Origin of the sequence: Mesorhizobium sp. M6A.T.Cr.TU.016.01.1.1, assembly GCF_003952585.1 — a bacterium.
GTDB classification, from domain to species: Bacteria; Pseudomonadota; Alphaproteobacteria; order Rhizobiales; family Rhizobiaceae; genus Mesorhizobium; species Mesorhizobium mediterraneum.
Window position 1 is genome coordinate 6,172,040 of record NZ_CP034452.1, and the last position, 18,977, is coordinate 6,191,016.

Annotated in this window: 16 protein-coding genes; 9 read left to right on the forward strand and 7 right to left on the reverse strand. The window is 60.9% G+C overall.

What is annotated here, in order from left to right:
- Positions 1-495: 495 nt before the first annotated feature.
- The 4 genes from EJ075_RS29905 (at position 496) to EJ075_RS29925 (ending at position 6,633) form a co-directional block, all read left to right on the forward strand.
- Entirely contained in the window at positions 496-4,272 is a 3,777-nt protein-coding gene (locus EJ075_RS29905) for a vitamin B12-dependent ribonucleotide reductase (protein WP_126106779.1), read from the forward strand.
- 308 nt (positions 4,273-4,580) lie between these two features.
- Positions 4,581-5,336 (forward strand): hypothetical protein, encoded by a 756-nt coding sequence (locus tag EJ075_RS29915; RefSeq protein ID WP_126106781.1) that lies wholly within the window; start codon positions 4,581-4,583, stop codon positions 5,334-5,336.
- A gap of 230 nt (positions 5,337-5,566) precedes the next feature.
- Positions 5,567-5,788: a DUF2188 domain-containing protein gene (locus tag EJ075_RS29920; RefSeq protein WP_126106782.1), complete on the forward strand. Its 222-nt coding sequence runs from the start codon at positions 5,567-5,569 to the stop codon at positions 5,786-5,788.
- 8 nt (positions 5,789-5,796) lie between these two features.
- The gene (locus tag EJ075_RS29925; protein WP_126106783.1) at positions 5,797-6,633 is read left to right on the forward strand and encodes an HAD family hydrolase; all 837 of its coding nucleotides are present in this window, start codon (positions 5,797-5,799) and stop codon (positions 6,631-6,633) included.
- 154 nt (positions 6,634-6,787) lie between these two features.
- On the opposite strand, the gene EJ075_RS29930 is transcribed toward EJ075_RS29925, so the two are convergent.
- The 7 genes from EJ075_RS29930 to EJ075_RS29960 all read right to left on the reverse strand — a co-directional run bounded on the left by EJ075_RS29930 (position 6,788) and on the right by EJ075_RS29960 (position 13,259).
- Positions 6,788-8,986, reverse strand: a complete 2,199-nt coding sequence (locus tag EJ075_RS29930; protein WP_126106784.1) for an esterase-like activity of phytase family protein — start codon at positions 8,984-8,986, stop codon at positions 6,788-6,790.
- Between the two features lie 150 nt (positions 8,987-9,136).
- Positions 9,137-10,153 (reverse strand): GH25 family lysozyme, encoded by a 1,017-nt coding sequence (locus EJ075_RS29935; RefSeq protein WP_126106785.1) that lies wholly within the window; start codon positions 10,151-10,153, stop codon positions 9,137-9,139.
- Positions 10,154-10,329: 176 nt separating this feature from the next.
- The gene (locus EJ075_RS29940; protein WP_095489537.1) at positions 10,330-10,545 is read right to left on the reverse strand and encodes a hypothetical protein; all 216 of its coding nucleotides are present in this window, start codon (positions 10,543-10,545) and stop codon (positions 10,330-10,332) included.
- 268 nt (positions 10,546-10,813) lie between these two features.
- Complete coding sequence (locus EJ075_RS29945; protein ID WP_126106786.1) at positions 10,814-11,212, reverse strand: GFA family protein; 399 nt, start codon at positions 11,210-11,212, stop codon at positions 10,814-10,816.
- A gap of 190 nt (positions 11,213-11,402) precedes the next feature.
- Positions 11,403-12,359 carry an alpha/beta hydrolase gene (locus EJ075_RS29950; protein ID WP_126106787.1) on the reverse strand — a complete coding sequence of 319 codons (957 nt, stop codon included), beginning with the start codon at positions 12,357-12,359 and terminating at the stop codon, positions 11,403-11,405.
- Between the two features lie 26 nt (positions 12,360-12,385).
- Complete coding sequence (locus tag EJ075_RS29955) at positions 12,386-12,871, reverse strand: SRPBCC family protein (protein WP_126106788.1); 486 nt, start codon at positions 12,869-12,871, stop codon at positions 12,386-12,388.
- A 139-nt stretch (positions 12,872-13,010) separates the two neighbouring features.
- Positions 13,011-13,259: a ParB N-terminal domain-containing protein gene (locus EJ075_RS29960; RefSeq protein ID WP_095489540.1), complete on the reverse strand. Its 249-nt coding sequence runs from the start codon at positions 13,257-13,259 to the stop codon at positions 13,011-13,013.
- Positions 13,260-13,416: 157 nt separating this feature from the next.
- Between EJ075_RS29960 and EJ075_RS29965 the strand changes: the two genes are divergently transcribed.
- Genes EJ075_RS29965 through EJ075_RS29985 form a run of 5 tightly spaced genes read left to right on the forward strand, consistent with a single transcriptional unit; the run spans position 13,417 to position 18,961 of the window.
- The gene (locus tag EJ075_RS29965) at positions 13,417-15,057 is read left to right on the forward strand and encodes a N,N-dimethylformamidase beta subunit family domain-containing protein (RefSeq protein WP_126106789.1); all 1,641 of its coding nucleotides are present in this window, start codon (positions 13,417-13,419) and stop codon (positions 15,055-15,057) included.
- 1 nt (position 15,058) lies between these two features.
- On the forward strand, positions 15,059-16,438 hold the full coding sequence (locus tag EJ075_RS29970; protein WP_095489542.1) for an aspartate aminotransferase family protein: 1,380 nt from the start codon (positions 15,059-15,061) through the stop codon (positions 16,436-16,438).
- Between the two features lie 2 nt (positions 16,439-16,440).
- Positions 16,441-17,361: a 3-keto-5-aminohexanoate cleavage protein gene (locus tag EJ075_RS29975; RefSeq protein WP_095489543.1), complete on the forward strand. Its 921-nt coding sequence runs from the start codon at positions 16,441-16,443 to the stop codon at positions 17,359-17,361.
- Between the two features lie 53 nt (positions 17,362-17,414).
- The gene (locus tag EJ075_RS29980; protein WP_164547330.1) at positions 17,415-17,933 is read left to right on the forward strand and encodes a GNAT family N-acetyltransferase; all 519 of its coding nucleotides are present in this window, start codon (positions 17,415-17,417) and stop codon (positions 17,931-17,933) included.
- The gene (locus EJ075_RS29985) at positions 17,930-18,961 is read left to right on the forward strand and encodes a histone deacetylase family protein (RefSeq protein WP_126106790.1); all 1,032 of its coding nucleotides are present in this window, start codon (positions 17,930-17,932) and stop codon (positions 18,959-18,961) included. Before EJ075_RS29980 ends, EJ075_RS29985 begins: the two co-directional genes overlap by 4 nt.
- The last annotated feature ends 16 nt before the right edge of the window (positions 18,962-18,977 follow it).

An 18,977-nucleotide genomic window follows, 5' to 3' on the forward strand; every position in this document is an offset into this window, starting at 1 on the left:
GCAAACGAATCCTTGACGGCGCAAAACGAGTCGCCTTTTATAGGCCATGCGCTCCTGTTGAGAGCGCGACCGGAAAGTTCTGAGCCCGGTCTTTTTCCCGGATTATGTGCGTTTTGGCCGCATTTCCGCCTGGTTACGAGGCTGGCGGAAGCGTTGCGATTGTGGGGTCTTTGGGGGCGAAAGGGAAAAATGTCGGACTGGAATAAATTGTCTGTTAACACTATATTTAGTGTTTGCAGGTAGGTTCGACGCTAGATAGTGTGAAGTTCCCTCGATTGAGGGAGTCGCAAAAAAGTTTCAGTCTTGAGGGATCCGCAGGGTTCGTCGGCGCGTTGGACCGCTACTTCGCAAGGAGTTCGACCAACAGGGCGGACGGAGGCTGTGAAAAGGAGCCGGCCGTTTTCGAACGCCGGCAGACGGCGGACATGCGCGTTTCAGAAAGGGGCAGAAATCCCCTGGGAAAAGCGCTATATGTAGACACAAAGGATAGGACCAATGCGCATCGAGCGTCGTTTCACCAAGCAGGGGCAGTCGGCTTATGCGGAGATCGAATTCCGCAAGGCGCTTTCGGAGATCAAGAATCCGGATGGCTCGGTGGTGTTCCGCTTGGACAATATCGACGTGCCGGCGCAGTTCAGCCAGGTTGCCGCCGACATCCTGGCGCAGAAGTATTTCCGCAAGGCCGGCGTGCCGGCTCGGCTGAAGAAGGTCGAGGAGAATGACGTCCCCTCCTTCCTCTGGCGCTCCGTCGCCGACGAAGCCGAACTGGCAAAACTGCCGGAGGCCGAGCGCTACGGCTCCGAGATCGACGCCCGCCAGGTCTTCGACCGCCTCGCCGGCACCTGGACTTATTGGGGCTGGAAGGGCGGCTACTTCAAATCGGAGGAAGACGCGCGCGCCTTCCGCGACGAGCTCGCCTATATGCTGGCCACCCAGCGCGTCGCGCCGAACTCGCCGCAATGGTTCAACACCGGCCTGCACTGGGCCTATGGCATCGACGGCCCGAGCCAGGGCCACTTCTATGTCGACCCGTTCACCGGCAAGCTGACCAAGTCGAAATCTTCCTACGAGCATCCGCAGCCGCATGCCTGCTTCATCCAGGGCGTGCAGGACGATCTCGTCAACGAAGGCGGCATCATGGACCTGTGGGTGCGTGAAGCGCGACTGTTCAAATATGGCTCCGGCACCGGCTCCAACTTCTCGTTCCTGCGCGGCGAAGGCGAAAAGCTGTCCGGCGGCGGCCGCTCGTCCGGCCTGATGAGCTTCCTCAAGATCGGCGACCGCGCGGCGGGCGCCATCAAGTCGGGCGGCACGACGCGCCGCGCCGCAAAGATGGTCATCGTCGACGCAGACCATCCCGATATCGAGGAATTCATCGACTGGAAGGTCAATGAGGAGCAGAAGGTCGCCTCGCTGGTCACCGGCTCCAAGATCGTGAAGAAGCACCTCGAAGCGATCATGAAGGCCTGCATCAATTGTGAAGGCCAGGACGACGATTGCTTCGACCCGGCGATCAACACCGCGCTGAAGCGCGAGATCAAGCTGGCCAAGAAGGACGGGGTGCCGGAGAACTACATCTATCGCGTCATCCAATTCGCCAAGCAGGGCTACACCTCGATGTCGTTCAAGACCTACGACACCGACTGGGATTCGGATGCCTACCTCACCGTTTCGGGCCAGAACTCCAACAATTCGGTCTCGCTGAAGGACGATTTCCTGCGCGCCGTCGAAGAGGACGCCGACTGGCACCTCACCGCACGCAAGGACGGCAAGGTGCTGAAGACGCTGAAGGCCAGGGATCTGTGGGAAAAGATCGGCTATGCCGCCTGGGCATCGGCCGATCCGGGCCTCCACTTCAACACGACGATGAATGACTGGCACACCTGCGCCTCGGCCGGTGCGATCCGGGCGTCCAACCCGTGCTCGGAATACATGTTCCTCGACGACACCGCCTGCAACCTGGCCTCGATCAACCTGCTGCCCTACCGCAACGCCGACGGCACCATCGACATATCAGCCTACGAGCACACGGTTCGGCTGTGGACCATGGTGCTGGAAATCTCGGTGATGATGGCGCAGTTCCCGTCGAAGGAGATCGCCAAGCTCTCCTACGAATACCGCACGCTCGGCCTCGGCTACGCCAATATCGGCGGCCTGCTGATGACCTCGGGCATTCCCTATGATTCCGACGAGGGCCGCGCCATCTGCGCAGCACTCACCGCGATCATGACCGGCACGGCCTATGCCACCTCGGCCGAAATGGCCGCTGAGCTCGGCGCCTTCCCCGATTACGACCGCAATGCGCAGAACATGCTGCGCGTCATGCGCAATCACCGCCGCGCCGCCTATGGCGACAAAGACGGCTACGAGAAGCTCGCCGTCAACCCGGTGCCGCTGGTCGCCTCCGACCTGAAGCAGCCGGAGCTTGCCGCCCATGCCAAGGCTGCCTGGGACCGCGCCATCGAACTCGGCGAAGAGCATGGCTACCGCAATGCGCAAGCGACCGTGATCGCGCCGACCGGCACGATCGGCCTGGTGATGGATTGCGACACCACCGGCATCGAGCCCGACTTCGCGCTGGTGAAGTTCAAGAAGCTGGCCGGCGGCGGCTATTTCAAGATCATCAACCGTGCCGTCCCTGAAGCGTTGCGCACGCTTGGCTATTCGGAAAGCCAGATCGCCGAGATCGAAGCTTATGCGGTCGGCCACGGCAATCTCAACCAGGCGCCCGCCGTCAATCCCGGCTCACTCAAGGCAAAGGGTTTTACCGACGACAAGATCGCGGCACTTAACGCGGCATTGAAATCGGCCTTCGACATCAAGTTCGTCTTCAACCAGTGGACTCTGGGTGCGGACTGGGTGAAGGAGACGTTTGGCTTCACCGACGAGCAGCTCAACGATTTCTCGTTCGAGATGCTGCCGGCGCTTGGCTTCTCGAAGAAGGACATCGAGGCCGCCAACATCCATGTCTGCGGTGCGATGACGCTGGAAGGCGCGCCTTTCCTGAAGGCCGAGCATTTGCCCGTGTTCGACTGCGCCAGCCCGTGCGGCAAGATCGGCAAGCGCTCGCTGTCGATCAACAGCCACATCCAGATGATGGCGGCGGCCCAGCCCTTCATCTCCGGCGCCATTTCCAAGACCATCAACATGCCGAACGACGCGACGGTGGAAGACGCCAAGGGCGCCTACATGCTGTCGTGGAAGCTGGCGCTGAAGGCCAATGCGCTCTATCGCGACGGCTCCAAGCTCTCGCAGCCGCTCAACGCTTCGCTGCTTGCCAACGTCGAAGACGACGAGGACGATGCGGTCGAGCAGCTGATCGCGGCACCGGCGGCGGCACGCGCCGTCCAAGTCACGGAGAAGATCGTCGAGCGCGTTATCGAACGCCTATACCGCGACCGCGAAAAACTCCCGAACCGCCGCAAGGGCTACACTCAGAAGGCTGTCGTCGGCGGCCACAAGGTCTACTTGCGCACCGGCGAGTTCGACGACGGTCGAATCGGCGAGATCTTCATCGATATGCACAAGGAAGGTGCTGCCTTCCGGGCGATGATGAACAACTTCGCCATCGCCATCTCGCTCGGCCTGCAATATGGCGTGCCGCTCGAGGAATTTGTCGAGGCCTTCACCTTCACCAAGTTCGAGCCGGCCGGCATGGTGCAGGGCAACGACGCCATCAAGAACGCCACGTCGATCCTCGACTACGTGTTCCGCGAGCTCGCCGTGTCCTACCTCGGCCGCCATGACCTCGCCCATGTCGACCAGTCGGACTTCGACAAGACGGCGCTCGGACGCGGCATCAATGAAGGCAAGGCGACGCCGTTCTCGAAGGGCCTTACCCGCGGCGCCTCACCGGTCAAGCTGGTGTCGGGCATAGGTGGCGAACCCAAGGGCTTTGCGGGTTCGGGCTCCGGAACCCCAGCCCGTACTGCCCCGACCGCTTTCTCCGGCTCGAACGTGCTGACGCTGAAGCCGACAAGCGACGAAGCCATCGCCTACAAGCGCGACTACGAGGAGCGCGCTAAGGAACTGGTCGAGGATATCGTTTACGAGGAAACGGCGGACGAGGCTTCGGGGACTTCGGTGCTGTTCACCGACGCCGCCGCGCAGGAAGCCGCCGAGGCAAAGGCGCTTGCCGCTACCCGGCGTCAGCAATCATTGATGCAGGGCTACACCGGCAACGAATGCTCGGAATGCCACAACTTCACGATGGTGCGGAACGGGACATGTGAGAAGTGCGACACGTGTGGCTCGACGAGCGGGTGTAGCTGAACTGTTGTTATGAACTCAAAGTCCCCGCCCTCCAACAATGTGTATCGCACGACTCCCTTCGGACAACTTTGTTCCGAAGGGCGGACTGCGATGACAATGACTAGACCTGAACTGGCTAAATTGGTGGGAACGAGTCCTCTTGATATTTCCCGCATCGAACGCGGCGAAAAAACTCCATCTGCGCACTACGTGATTTTAGTCATGGACATACTTGGGCTTGATAGGACTGAAGTTGAAATAGCGCTGTCAATGCAGGATCCAACGTACAAGCTGACACGAGTTAGCCAATCTCGATACGGTGCTCAATCATGAACGACGTTTTTGTAAGCAAAGCTGCCTCGGCAAATAAAATTCGAATATTGGCCGAATGGGTCCGCACGGAATTTTCACTCCACGAGAACCAGGATTTTGACGTAATACGCTTTATAGAGCTTGACTTGCCTAAGATTTTCCCAGGCCTCCATACCTACATCGAGGCGGACGAAAAGATGGGACCAGTCCGCGCATTTATTTCCACCGAGCCACTAGGCTTGGTTGTTTCGGAGAGCATTTATGAAGGAGCTTCGAACAGGTGTATGTTTTCCGCCGAAATAATTCTGCACGAGGTGGGGCATCTTTTTTTGCATCACAAGTATGCAGCTCTTGGCCTGAATAGTGCCTCTGGACCTTATGAGGTAAGGGTCAAGGACTCAGGCTTGGCCCACAGCGCCGAATGGCAAGCAACAATGTTCGCCCTTTGCTTCCTATACCCTTTCTCAGCCCTAAAAAAAGTTCAGACGGCCTCCGAGGTCTCCAAGCTTTATAGGATAAGTCAAAAGCAAGCAAACCGCGTATTAAAGCATATTAATAGACTTAAAATTCGCCAGAACAGTACTGACACGGTGACGGATAAAATTTGGCTAAAGACAATGACCGGATCATTGCCACGAAATAATAAGCAGAATTCAACATCGAAGCTCAGGTCACAACTGTTGCTTTTTTTTGGGAACATTAGAACTGCGCAGAATTTTAGGCGACCACCAGCAGCAGCATATGGTGAAGACATATTCGGGCACAGCGCTTGAGGCAGCCGAGGCGAAGAAACTCGCCGCCGACCGCCGAGCAAATCGCTGCTGCAGGGCTAAACCGGCAATTCCTGCTCCGAATGTCAGAATTTCACCATGGTGCGGAACGGGGCGCATGAGAGGTGCGACAGATGTGGTGTGACGAGTGGGTGCAGTTGAGAAAATAGGATTGCCAAGAGACTTATGTTGACCTAAATTTGTTCGCGTTTTGTTCGAAAGGGAGAAGGACGATGGCGAAAAATTACTGGACCACGAAGCGTGGCGACGGCTGGGCCGTAAAAAAAGAAGGTGCAAGTCGAGCGTCTTCTGTACACTCCACGCAGGCTGAAGCTTGGTCTGAAACTAGAAGACTTGCGCGTGGTGCTCAAAGTGAAGCATTATTGCAGGGAGCGGACGGTAAAATTAGATCACGGAATTCATATGGGAGTGACCCCAACCCGCCGAAAGGATAGTTGAGAGATTGGTTCGGAAGCTAATTCCTCTTGCAATATGTTACGACTTTGATGGTACTCTCGCCCCGGGAAATATGCAGGAGCGAGATTTCATTCCAGCGATTGGAATGACCAAGAAGGCATTTTGGAACGAGGTCAAAGCGGACTGCGTCAAGCATGACGCAGATGAAATTCTTATATACATGAAGTTGATGCTTGCAAAAGCATCCACCAAAGAAGTTAAAGTACGCAAAGAAGACTTTGAAAGCTATGGGAAAGGACTAGAACTTTTTGATGGCGTCGAAGAATGGTTTAGCCGTATAAATAATTACGGAAAGGACGGCGGAATTAAAGTGTCCCACCACGTGATTTCGTCTGGAATCCGTGAAATGATATCCGGAAGCAAAATATCGAAGCACTTTGAAAATATATACGCCTCATCCTTTTGCTATGACCACCATGGAATCGCCGTTTGGCCTGCGCTGGCACTGAATTACACGACCAAGACTCAGTACCTTTTTCGAATAAACAAAGGAAGTCACAACGTATACGATAACTCATTGATAAATGAGTACATCCCTCCAGAGAATCGCCCAGTTCCTTTCTCAAATATCCTATACATTGGTGATGGGCTCACGGACGTTCCCTGCTTTCGCTTAGTTAAAAATCTTGGCGGCACCTCAATCGCGGTGTTCAGACCGCATACCAAAGGTGCGAAGACGAAGTCTCAAAAGATGCTAAATGACGGGCGCGTTAATTTCATTGCGCCGGCGGACTACCAAGAATCGTCACCTATAGACAGGGTTGTGAAGGCTACGATGGAGAAAATCGCTTCGGAGCTATATTACAAATCGCTTTCTAGATAGGCTTTGTTAGACGCTTCTTTCTTTAGAAATGGCTTTTCTACGACGCCATCCTTGCCAGGCTGGAACACCCCTCATCCGTCGCCTTCGGCGATAACTTCTCCCACAGGGGGAGAAGGGAAGAACTGTCCCCTCTCCCAAAGCGGAAGCAAACACCTCAGTTCACGGCGCTGATATTGCCCAAGCGTAAAAACAGCGTTTCGCCGGAAGAATCATCGACGCCGTCATTGTCGGTGGCGACGAAGATATCGCCGTTCTTGTCGATGGTGAAACCTTCGACCTTGTCGACGACATAGCCGTTGGTGGCTGATTTCAGGTCGCCGATGATGTCGCGCACCAGGGTCTTTTCGACCAACGGCAGTTCGCCACCGAGCTTGGCCGGTTTGAAGGCGTCGAGCGCCACCGAATAGACGCGCTTCACCTTGGCCAGGTCGCCGATCTGGTTGTCGCGTTCGAGGATATAGAGCTTGCCGTCATGCGCGGTGATCTCCGACAGGCCCATCCAGCCAGCTTCGGTCGCTTCGAGCGGGTAGCGCACCGCCGACCATTCCTTGGCCTTCGGCTTGTAGGCCAAAAGCTTGACCTGGCCCTTCGGATCGTCAGCCCATTCGCGTTGCACGGCCATCACCAGCGTCAGGTCGTCGCCTTCGCCGATGGTGGTGATGCCTTCGAGACCGAAGCGGGTCTGGTGGGCGAGCAATTCCATCGGGAAGCCGATTTCCTGCTTGATCTCGCCCTTGTCGGTGACACGCAGGATGGCGTGCGGGACGAGCTTTGCCGGATCGCCTTCATTGGCCAGCCAAAAGCCGCCTTCACCGTCGGCGACAAGTCCTTCAATGTCGAGCTTCTGTGCAGGATGGCCGCCACGCGTGACGATGGTCTTGCCGGTGATCAGCGCCGGGGTCTGCGTGGCATCGATCTCGAAGATCGAGGGCGCGTTGGCGTAGAACGAGTCCGAGGCAGCGAAGAGCTTGCCGGCAGTGTCGCCTGCCGCGAGCGCCGAAAGCGCTCCCCAGCCGAGCGGCGTGCCGTCTGCCGTGAGCTTTGCCGTGATCCTCGGGTAAGTGGCGGGACCCTCGGAGCGCTCGTAGACCATGACATGCGAGCGGGCGAGCCCGTCCTCGACCAGGTCGGCCTCGTTGGCGGTGACCAGCAGATTGCGCGATGGGATCGCGACCAGGCCTTCCGGGGCGATGCCGGAGGGCAGGATCTGGGCAAACTGAGGCTCAGCACCGGTGTCCTTGTAGACGCCGACAACAGAGCCACGCTCCGAAGCGACGAAAATCAGCCTGTCTTCGCCGAAGGTGCCGGTCTCGAGACCTTCCGGCTCGATGCCCTTCTTGTTGCGGGCGTCGGGATAATGACCGGCATTGGCAACCTCATACTCGAAGGACGGGCCGGATTCGTAGAGAACCTCACCCTTCTTGCTGAAGATCGTGAAACCGCGCGAGCCGCCCTTGTAGTCGCCTTCGTTGGCGACGACGAGACGGTCATTGTCGAGCCATTTCACGGCGTCGGGTTCGCGGGCGACGTTTTCCATTTTGCCATCGAAGGACAAGGCGCCGTTCTTCTTGGTGTCGATCTTGTCCAGCGTGACCGAGCCTGCGGAGAAATGCGTGACGATCGCGCCGGTTTCGGCGTTGACGACGGCGATGTGATTGTTTTCCTGCAGCGTGACCGCTATCTCGCCGGCCTCGTTGAAGGCGACGAATTCCGGCTCCGGATCTTCCGCCGCGACTTCGGCAATGCCCGCCAGGTTCACGCTCTTCATCGTCGCGCAATCAGGCTGGCCTTCGGCAAGCGTGAAAATCTTGAGGTCGCCCGCCGGCATCTGCGGTATTTCTCCGTCGTTCACCTCCTCGTCGCGCTCGTTCTCGATGGCGATGGCGAGGAACTTGCCGTCCTTGCTCAGCGCCAGCGAGTCCGGCTGGCCGCCGAGGTCGCAGGTGCTTTCGATCGCCTTGGAGGCGAGGTCGATGACGGTGAGGTTGCCCGAAGGCTTGGCCTTGCTCTCCGACGTGTTGACGCCGGCCAGCACCTTGCCGCCGAGGACAACGACCGAGGTCGGCTCGCCGTCGATCTTGACGATGCCGCCGGCCTTGGGCGCCTTGGGGTCAGTGATGTCGATGAAACCGACCGCACCGAGCGGGCTGTCGGAATAGACCAGCGTCATGCCGTCTTCGGAGGCCGCGATGATCTCGGACGAAGTCGGCGTGGCCTTCTCGACGTCCGCCGGGAGGTTTCCGGCGATCGCGAAGCTCGCGACCCGGTTGAACATCATGTCGGCATGGGCCGGCAGCGAAACGGAGGCAGCAAGCGCTGCCGTCAGGACGAAAAGCGCGGAATGGCGGGGCACGGATGGCGTCTCCTGTTCGGATGGAAGCCACCTGCTTTGGAGGAGCGACATTTCAATGCGATGACGGATTCATGACAATTCCGCGACAGGCGGTCAGGGTCCGTCGATATTCACGTCGCGCTGGCCTGCAAATGCGGTCTCTGCGACCGCCTACTCCGCCTCGGCCACCATCTGCCGCCCGCCAACCCAGTTCCGCCAGGCTCTCTCGTCGCCGTGGAAGACGTTGAGGTCGATGCGGCCCCTCACGCCGTGCGACAGGCCGGAGCCGGAATACTGCCAGAACACCCATTTGCGGCCGGGATAGACCTTTGACGGATGCTGTGCCACCGCCCGCAGCCAGAACGGATAATCCAAGAATGCGCCTCTGAGATTGTCGCGGTAGAAATCGGGCGCGGTGTAGATGATGGGTCGCTGGCCGTAGTGGCGTTCCAGCTTGTCCATGAACACCTGCATCTTCTCCAGCACCTTCTGCCGCGACGGGCGCCGCTTGCAGCTGGATTCGCCGTTCCACTCAACGTCGATCACCGGCGGCAAGGCGCCCTCGACCCTCGGCACGTTGCGGATGAACCAGTCGGCCTGCTCGCCGGCCGTGCGGCACCAATAGAAGAAGTGATAGGCGCCGCGCTTGAGGCCGGCAGCGTCGGCATTGCGCCAGTTCTTCCTGAACATCGGGTCGAGATGATCGCCGCCGTCGGTCGCCTTGATATAGGCGAAGTTCGCGCCCTGCGCGCGCAGCTTGTCCCAGTTCACGTTGCCCTGCCAGCGTGAAACGTCGACGCCGTGAACGGCGAGGTGCCTGGGCGAGGCCCTGCCGAAATTGATCGGCTTGGCGTCACGAAAACGATAGCGCTGGACCGGCTCGGCGAGGATCGGTGCTGCCCGCGCCAGCCGCTTCGGCGCCACCAGGGCAATAGGCTCGGCGGGTGGTTCAATGCTTTCCACAGGCTCTGGAGGAGCCATCGCCACGGCTTGGTCCATCGCCTCTTCCTGAGCGAAGGCGGGTGCGGCATCGGCGGCACCGACCGACGCGACCGGCGCGGGCGGCCGCACAACCGAGTTGGTCGTCTCGCTGGACGGCACTTGCAGCGCGTCGACGCCGGACGTCGATGTGCAGCCGGCAAGGCACAGCGCTGCGATCGAGAAGATAACGACGCCTGATAACCGCATCTGGACCTGTACGCAAAACACAACAGACCGATGGCAAGACAGCGCCGCCGGACAAACCAGTCCAGATTACTAACGAGAAATTACCAACAAAGTTTGAATCAAATTGTTAGGGGCTTCTTCGTCGAAGCGTCCGCGGGACAGCGCGAAAGACCGCTGACCCTGTCAGGCACTGTTGCCTAGCTGCACAGCCATAGCTTGTGGCAGGTCTCGGCTACCATGTGGGCTGGCGGTACAAAGCGATCGGGGTTGACCGGCGCATTATCCTCCGCCCGGCGAACCTTTTCTTCAAGCAGCGTGCGAAGCGCCGCTGGCTGCACGCGATCGCGTTCCATAACGAGCTTGATCATCGGATCGCTCAAAAGCTCATCCAGGGTGTTGATTCTGTCGTTCATCCGTCGCCTCCTCGACCGCCGACCCGCACGTAATAGATAGGTGGCAATGATGGCTCGCCAATGACGCTTTGCCGGCTATCTCGTGTCCCGGATGAAAAAAATTGGGCACGCCCCTGCCCTTTCCTTCTCCCCCTGTGGGAGAAGGTGGCCGAGCGAAGCGAGGTCGGATGAGGGGTGCTCCAGCTTGGCACCGACAGCGCTCCGGCCAGCACCCCTCAACCGTCTTGGCGCTGCGCGCCAATCCACCTTCTCCCACATGGGGAGAAGGTTAAGCGGGCGGCGGCGCGCCTTCATATTGCGGCAGGCCGTCGTCGAGCTGCACCCAGGGCTGCTTCGAGGCGGTCCACATATGCATCTGCGGCTTGAATATCGAGGGATCGTCGAGCGAGCCTGACGTGACGCCGATGATGCCGGCGGAATCGCGGCGGGAAAACAGCGTCGTGCCGCAGCCCGGGCAAAAGCCGCGCTTGAGATCGGGCGAGGAATTCACCAATGCCACCGGTCCTTCTGTCGTCACGTCGTCGATGCGGAACAGCACGCGGGCGTTGAAGGCCGCGCCCAACGCCTTCTGGCAAAGCCGGCAATGGCAGACACGCTCGTTGATTGGCGCGGCATCAGTGCGGTAGCGCACCGCGCCGCACAGGCAGCCGCCTTGATATTTCGCCATTACCTTCGCCCCTCTTCCTAGGATTGGCGGCAGGGTAGCTGCCGGCATAGCAGCGTCAATTGAAAAGCTTTGATGGCGCCATCTCTTGGCGTGATGCGGCAGGCGGAACTTGCGGTGTGGTCAGGCGCGACGCGCAACAAACGTCGCCGGCCATCTCGAGGGAGACGGCCGGCAGGCATGTGTCAGGCGGTCAGTTCCTTTCGCTGACGATCTCGTCCCAGGTCTTCACCTTGGTCTCGCCATTGAGGAAGGGCAGCGCGGCGGCCACAAGTTCCGGCGCGAAGAAGACGTCGTAGTGGGTGCGGTTCGGCAGGATGGCCAGGCGGTTCTGCGACAGGTTCTCGCGCATCCAGCCGGCGTCCTTCAGTCCGCCGCCGAGCATCTGATAGAACTTGATCTCGTGCTCTGGCCGGTACATGTCGCTGTCGCCGAAAGCCAGCATGACGGGCATCTTCAGCTTCGGGACGTCGGTGGAATAATCGTAGTCCTTGCGCATATAGGCGCCGAGCTGATCGAGCAGCTTCGGGAAATCCTGCGGATGCGGCGCGACCGCCACGTAGGATTTGTACATCGGCGTCTCCTTCATCATGTCGGCCATCGCCGCGCCAACCTGCGCCTGCTGGCCGCGCATCTCGGGATAGAAACCGTCGGCGGCATAGCCGGTCGAGACCAGGACCAGCCGGCGCACTGCCTCGGGATGCTGGACGGCCATGCGGAAGGCGACGCCGCCGCCCAGCGAATAACCCATGACATCGACCTGCTCATAGCCGAGCGCCTTGACGATCGCCGCCATGTCGTCGCCCATCGCCTCCAAGCTCAATGGCCGGTCGCCGAGCGCGGTGCGGCCGTGGCCATGCAGGTCGACGCCGATGACGGTGCGGTTTTCGGCAAGCTTCGGCAGGATCGGCGCGAACATATCGGTCGTGCCGAGACCGCCATGCAGCAGAAGCAGCGGCTCGCCTTGGCCATAGACGGCATAGTAGTAGTTCAGGCCGTTGATCGGCAGCAGGCCGGATTTCGCCGGCTTCGGCATTGCTTTCGTTTCGGTGATCATGGCGGGCTTTGCCTCCTCGGCTTTGGTGGAGCCCGGCGCGGCGAACAGCGCCGCAGCCGAGGCGAAAATGGCGAAAAACATCGATCTGGACATGTCGGTCTCCTCCCGTCCTGCTGACATCAAAGCCGCTTGGCCAGTTCTTCGAGCTGGTCGGCGCACTGCCCCCAGCCCTCGTGAAAGCCCATCTTCTCGTGCTCTTCGCGGTCAGTGACGGACCAATGCGCAACCCGGGCGATGTAGCGGGTCTTGCCCTCGCCCTCATCCTCGAAGGTCAGCACGACCGTCATGAACGGTTTTTCGGACGGCTCCCACGCCTTCGTATAGGCGTCGGTGAGAACGATCTTCTTGCCCGGCACGACTTCGAGGAAGATGCCGGGATTCGGGAATTCATTGCCGTCGGGACCCGCCATGACAACCAGGCTGGAGCCGCCGGTGCGCACATCCATTTCGGCGCGCGGCGTCGTCCACGGCTTTGGCGCGAACCATTGCGTCACGAGCTTCGGCTCGGTCCAGCAGCGGTAAACGTTCTCGCGCGGCGCATCGATGATGCGGGCAAGAACCAGTTCACGGTCCGAGCTGGGGGCGATATCGAGCTTGGTGGTCATGATGGTCTCCTCACTGGCTTGCAAAAGAGTCGGCTTGAATGCCGGTTTCCGTCTCAAGGACGAGCGGGCAACGCGCAGCCCGACACGGGTCTCGCGAAAAACTTCGCCAGGCCGACTCCGGCGAACGCCGAATGAGAGCTTAGTGGCGCTTGGCTTGCACCAGATAGGCGTCGATGTCGGTCTCGCCGAGCCACTTCGCCGCTTCCAGCCGGTGCAGGCCTTCGACCAGGATATGGCGCTTGCCGTCATGGCGCACCTGGATCGGGGTCTTCATGCCGTTTTCCAGAATGTCCTCGGCCAGATGCCGGACGGTTTCGGGATGCAGTGTCTTCTTGCGCGCGGTCGGCACGTAGATGTCGTCCACCCTGACCTTTTGCACTCTCAGCATGTCGGCTCCTGTGGCGGAAAAGGCCGCCCTTTGTGAGATAATCTGTTTGGCAGGCAAGGCCAAGGCCGGCTGTGAGCTATCGCTGGCCCGATCGTTTCCAATTGACGGTTGGCCGCCAGATGGTCGAAATGACGCGTTCGACCCTTCACAGGCGTTCATGACCAAGCTTCCTACCGAATTCCCCGATTTCGGACTGACGCCCCACCAGCGCCGGCAAGCCGTGCGCGGCCACTATTACGAGTGGCCGGGGATGGATGGCGAACACGGCGAGATCTGGTGCTACAGCGATCGTTTTTCATACCGCCGGAGCGAGATGGTGGTGCTGCATGTCAGCTCGACGGCGTCCAGCTGCAGCATGTCGATCGTCCGCGACGGCGGCACCGAAACTAAAATGTTCGACAAGGCTGGGATCGCGGCGCGCTGGCAGGATACACCCGACCAATGTTCGGTCGTGGGCTGCGGCTGGGATGCGTCGTTTGAATTCCGCGTCGGCGACGACTGGCCGTCCGGAGCCTACCGCGTCACGCTGACGGCGGACGGCCGCGACGGCAAGCCGATCCGCTGCCACCATCTTTTCATCGTCGGCCCGCAGCCCGGCAAGAAACGCGGTCGTGTGCTGCAGGTTGCAGCCACCGGCACCTGGCTTGCCTACAACACGTGGGGCGGCTCCAATCATTACGAAGGCATCACCGGTCCGAACCGCGACCAGTATGCCTCAATGGTGTCGACGCAGCGGCCATGGTGCCGCGGCTTTGTGGTTCTGCCGAAGGAGGCGCCGCGTGTGCCGCTCGAGGTCGCCGTGCCGCCCAAGACCGTGCCGCGCTATCCGCATATGGAATGGGCCTTCGCCACCGGCCATTCGAAGAAATATGCCTCGTCCGGCTGGGCAAGCTATGACAGCCACTTCTTTCGATTTGCCGAGCGCGCCGGCTATGCCGCCGACCTTGCCAGCCAGCACGAACTGCATTTCTCGCCCGAAATCCTCGACGGCTATGACTGCGTTGTCTTCGTCGGACATGACGAATACTGGACCTGGGAGATGCGCGACGCGGTCGACGCCTACGTCGAGCGCGGCGGCCATGCGGCGCGCTTCGCCGGCAATTTCATGTGGCAGACGCGGCTGGAGGACGAGGGCCGCCGGCAGGTCTGCTACAAATACCGCGCCCGCGCCGAGGATCCGGCCTTTCGGGGCGGCGACGTGACCCGCGCCACCAATTCCTGGGAAGCACCTGAGATTGGCCGGCCGGGTGCCGCGACCTTCGGGCTCAATGCGACGAGGGGCCTCTATGCCGGCTGGGGCGGTTGCGCGCCGCGCGGCGTGCGCGGCTTTCCGATCTACCGGCCGGAGCACTGGGCGTTCGCCGGCACAGGCATCTACTATGGCGACCTGCTCGGCGCCGACAGCCATGTCTATGGCTATGAGGTCGACGGGCTCGATCACGAAATCCGCGGCGGCCTGCCCTACCCCACGCCCGACAGCGGCGCACCCGATGGGCTGCAAATTCTCGCCGTCGGCATGGCTAGCCAGGTCGAGGAGAGCGCCGACATTGCGTTCGAGGACCAGTTTCTCGGCGATGCCGACGGCCGCTTTTCCGCCGAGACGCTGTTCGGCGAGGCGAGTGACGCCAATCTCGACAAGGTCAAACACAGCAACGGCATGATAGTCAATTTCCGGCGCGGCAAGGGCGAGGTGTTCCACGCCGGAAGCTGCGAATGGGTCGCCGGCCTGCTAAAGCAGGACCCGATGGTCGAGCGCGTCACCAAAAATGTTCTCGACCGTTATCTTGGAAAGCCATGACATGTTGAAATCCCAGACCCCTGCTCCGGACACCGAGACGCGCCCGCCGTCGCATCTGTTCTATCTGTCCAGCCTGCGCCGGCCGCTGGTTGATCGCGCCGAAGGCATTTACATCTGGACGCAGGACGGCCGCCGCTTCATCGACGGATCGAGCGGACCGATGGTCGCCAATATCGGTCATTCCAACCGCAACGTGCTCGACGCGATGAAGCGGCAGATGGACCGCGCCACCTTCGCCTACCGGCTGCATTTCGAAAACGAGCCGGCCGAGGAGCTCGCGCGGCTATTGGCTACCAAACTCCCCGAAGGGATGGACCGCATCTTTTTCGTCTCGGGCGGCTCGGAAGCGACGGAATCTTGTATCAAGCTTGCCCGGCAATGGGCTGTCGCCACCGGCCAGCCCAAGCGCTGGAAAGTGATCACGCGCTTTCCCTCCTATCATGGCGGCACGCTTGGTTCGCTGTCCGTCACCGGCGACGATGCGCTGGCCGAAACTTTCGCCCCGATGATGCAGGTCATGCCAACCGTGCCGGCACCGGCCGCATGGCGCGATCGTGACAATCTCTCGCTGGAACAGCGCGGCATCCGCTACGCAGACATGCTGGAGGAGAAAATCCTGGCCGAGGGACCGGAAAGCGTCCTCGCCTTCATCATGGAGCCGGTCGGCGGCGCTGCCACCGCGGCGCTGGTGGCGCCGGACAGCTATTATCCGCGCATCCGCGAAATCTGCGACCGCTACGGCATCCTGCTCATCCATGACGAAGTGATGAGCGGTGCGGGCCGCACTGGAAAATTCCTCGGCGGTGACCACTGGAATTGCAAGCCCGACATTGTCGCGCTGTCGAAGGGGCTGGGCTCTGGCTACGCGCCGCTCGGCGCGCTGGCGGCACCGATGCGGCTGGTACAGCCGGTGCTCGCATCAGGCGGCTTCCAGCATGGCCATACCTATGCCGGCAATCCGCTCGCCTGCGCCGCCGGGCTCGCTGTGCTTGGCGAGATGGATCGTCTCGGCATGATCGCCAATGCGGCTGACATGGGCGACCTTTTGATGGGCGAGTTGAAGGGGTTGGCCAAGCGCTTTCCGTTCATCGCCGATGTGCGTGGCAAGGGCCTGCTCCTAGGTGCCGAGATGGTCGCCGACCCCGATACGCTGAGACTGATCGCGCCGGAGAAGAAAGCCACCCAGCGCCTGCTCGACCTCGCCTATGAGCGCGGCCTGATCATCTATGGGCGAAAGGTCAAGGGTGGCGTCGACGGCGACAATTTCATGGTGGCGCCGCCGATGATCGTCACCCGAGAGCAGATCGGCGAGATCGTCGCCATCATCGGCGACTCGCTGCAAGTATTGGCCGGCGAGCTCGACCTGCCGGTCGAAGGCTGAAAATGGCGCCGCGAAAAGTCATCATCACCTGCGCCATCACCGGGTCGGTGCACACGCCGTCAATGTCGCCGCATCTGCCGGTGACGCCGGACCAGATCGCCGCAGACGCAATCGCAGCCGCCGAAGCCGGCGCCTCGATCCTGCATCTTCACGCCCGCGACCCCAAGGACGGGCGGCCAACGGCCGATCCCGATGTGTTCATGCAGTTCCTGCCGCGCATCAAGCAGGCGACATCAGCGGTGATCAACATCACCACCGGCGGCTCCTCGCTGATGACGCTCGACCAGCGTCTGGCCGCACCGCTCAGGGCAGAGCCCGAAATGTGCTCGCTCAACATGGGCTCGATGAATTTCGCGCTGTTCCCGATGCTCGACCGGCCAAGAGAGTGGCAGCACGAGTGGGAGCCCAAGCTGCTGGAGGCAACCCGCGACACGATCTTCAAGAACACTTTTGCCGACATGGAGACCGTGCTCGAAAGACTTGGAGACGGCTGCGGCACACGCTTCGAATTCGAATGCTACGATGTCGGGCACCTCTATTCGCTGGCGCATTTTCGCGACCGAGGGCTGGTGTCGGGACCTCTGTTCATCCAGTTCGTGTTCGGCATACTGGGAGGCATCGGCGCCGACCCCGACAATCTGGTGCATATGAAGCGCATCGCCGACAAACTGTTCGGCGACAGCTACCAGTTTTCGGTGCTGGCTGCCGGACGCCACCAGATGCCGATGATCTCGATTGCGGCGGCGATGGGCGGCAATGTCCGCGTCGGGCTGGAGGACAGCCTTTACGATGGCCGCCAGCTGGCGAAGTCCAATGCCGACCAGGTGCGCCGTATCCGCAGCGTGCTCGACGGGCTGTCGCTGGACATCGCTACCCCCACTGAGGCGCGCGAGATGCTGGCGCTCAAGGGTGGCGATAGGTAGCGTTCTGAGATGGTTGCTTTCACTCCCCTCTTGCCGCCTCGCTTGTCGTGACAATTGCCAATCCAGCCTCCAAAAACATCATCATCCGGCCCGGCACCGTCGAGGACGTTGAAACCATCCATGCCGCGATCCTGCGGCTTGGCGCCCATATCGGCGCGCCCGAGGAAATCACTTCTACGGCCGAAGACCTCCGCACCTATGGGTTTGGCGAAAAACCTGCCTTCTCGACGCTGATTGCGGAGGTCGGCGGCGAGTTCGCCGGCCTGTGCCTGCATTTCCCGATCTTCTCGACCTGGATGGGGCGGCCCGGCGTCTATGTGCAGGACCTCTATGTCGAAGACCGGTTTCGCGGCCGCAAGATCGGTGAACGTCTTCTGCGGCGTGCCGCGGCGCAATGCCGGAAGGACGGCGGCGCCTACCTCAGACTGTCCGTCGACACCGACAATGAAACCGCCAAGGCCTTCTACGAAAGGCTAGGCATTGCCTGGTCGAGCTACGAGCAGGTGCAGAAAATCGTCGGCGACGCGTTCTTTGCCTTCGCCGATGCGCCGGACGATGAGGATCCAAGATGAAAGCCTTCTATGCCGAAGAACAGAAGCGCCACGATCCCAAGGCGTTCCTCTCCAGCGGCGCCCAAAAGCCCAATCCGGAAAAACCGGAACGCGTCGAACGGCTGCTCGCTGGCGCAAGGGCTGCCGGCTGCACGATCGAACGGCCGAGGGATCATGGGCTCGGACCGGTCGCGGCGGTGCATACGCCGGAATATCTCGATTTTCTCGAGCACATCTTCGCGCGCTGGCAGCACATCGAGGGCGCTTCGGCGGAAGTGATCCCCAACATCCACCCGATCGCGCGGAACGGCTCCTATCCGGCCTCGGCGGTCGGCCAGGCCGGCTACCACATGGCCGACACCGCTTGCCCGATCTCCGGCGAGACATGGCAGAGCGCGCTGTGGAGCGCCTGGAGCGCGGTCGAGGCCGCCGAGGCGGTGATGGCGGGCGCGCCGGCCGCCTATGCGCTGTGCCGTCCGCCCGGCCATCACGCCTTTGCCGATGTCGCCGGCGGCTTCTGCTTCATCAACAATTCGGCGGTCGCGGCACAGACGCTGCGCAAGAGTGCGGCGCGGGTGGCGATCCTCGACGTCGACCTGCATCACGGCAACGGCACGCAAGGCGTTTTCTATGTGCGGCCGGACGTGCTCACCGTCTCGCTGCATGCCGATCCGGCGCGTTTCTATCCATTCTTCTGGGGCCATGCCGACGAGCGCGGCGAAGGGCTAGGCCTCGGCTACAATCTCAACCTGCCGCTGCCACGCAAATCCGGCGATGCGGCGTTTCTCGAAGCGCTGGACGTGGCTTTCCAGCGCATTCGCGCCTTTGCGCCCGAAGCACTTGTGGTGGCGCTCGGCCTCGACGCCTTCGAGGGCGATCCGTTCGGCGGGCTGTCGGTGACGACGCCGGGCTTCTCGCGCATCGGCGAGGCCATCGCCGGGCTCGGCCTGCCGACGGTCATCGTGCAGGAAGGCGGCTATCTCTGCGACGAACTCGGCGACAACCTTACTGCGTTCCTCACCGGCTTCGGCGGCGGCAGGAAGCGTTGATATCAGCCGGATGTCG

Bases quoted from the DNA above. Each gene is read 5' to 3' on its own strand.
- EJ075_RS29965 (WP_126106789.1), top strand. From the start codon at position 13,417: ATGACCAAGCTTCCTACCGAATTCCCCGATTTCGGACTGACGCCCCAC.
- EJ075_RS29945 (WP_126106786.1), bottom strand. From the start codon at position 11,212: ATGGCGAAATATCAAGGCGGCTGCCTGTGCGGCGCGGTGCGCTACCGC.
- EJ075_RS29935 (WP_126106785.1), bottom strand. From the start codon at position 10,153: ATGCGGTTATCAGGCGTCGTTATCTTCTCGATCGCAGCGCTGTGCCTT.
- EJ075_RS29975 (WP_095489543.1), top strand. From the start codon at position 16,441: ATGGCGCCGCGAAAAGTCATCATCACCTGCGCCATCACCGGGTCGGTG.
- EJ075_RS29985 (WP_126106790.1), top strand. From the start codon at position 17,930: ATGAAAGCCTTCTATGCCGAAGAACAGAAGCGCCACGATCCCAAGGCG.
- EJ075_RS29915 (WP_126106781.1), top strand. From the start codon at position 4,581: ATGAACGACGTTTTTGTAAGCAAAGCTGCCTCGGCAAATAAAATTCGA.
- EJ075_RS29940 (WP_095489537.1), bottom strand. From the start codon at position 10,545: ATGAACGACAGAATCAACACCCTGGATGAGCTTTTGAGCGATCCGATG.
- EJ075_RS29950 (WP_126106787.1), bottom strand. From the start codon at position 12,359: ATGTCCAGATCGATGTTTTTCGCCATTTTCGCCTCGGCTGCGGCGCTG.
- EJ075_RS29960 (WP_095489540.1), bottom strand. From the start codon at position 13,259: ATGCTGAGAGTGCAAAAGGTCAGGGTGGACGACATCTACGTGCCGACC.
- EJ075_RS29905 (WP_126106779.1), top strand. From the start codon at position 496: ATGCGCATCGAGCGTCGTTTCACCAAGCAGGGGCAGTCGGCTTATGCG.
- EJ075_RS29955 (WP_126106788.1), bottom strand. From the start codon at position 12,871: ATGACCACCAAGCTCGATATCGCCCCCAGCTCGGACCGTGAACTGGTT.
- EJ075_RS29920 (WP_126106782.1), top strand. From the start codon at position 5,567: ATGGCGAAAAATTACTGGACCACGAAGCGTGGCGACGGCTGGGCCGTA.
- EJ075_RS29970 (WP_095489542.1), top strand. From the start codon at position 15,059: ATGTTGAAATCCCAGACCCCTGCTCCGGACACCGAGACGCGCCCGCCG.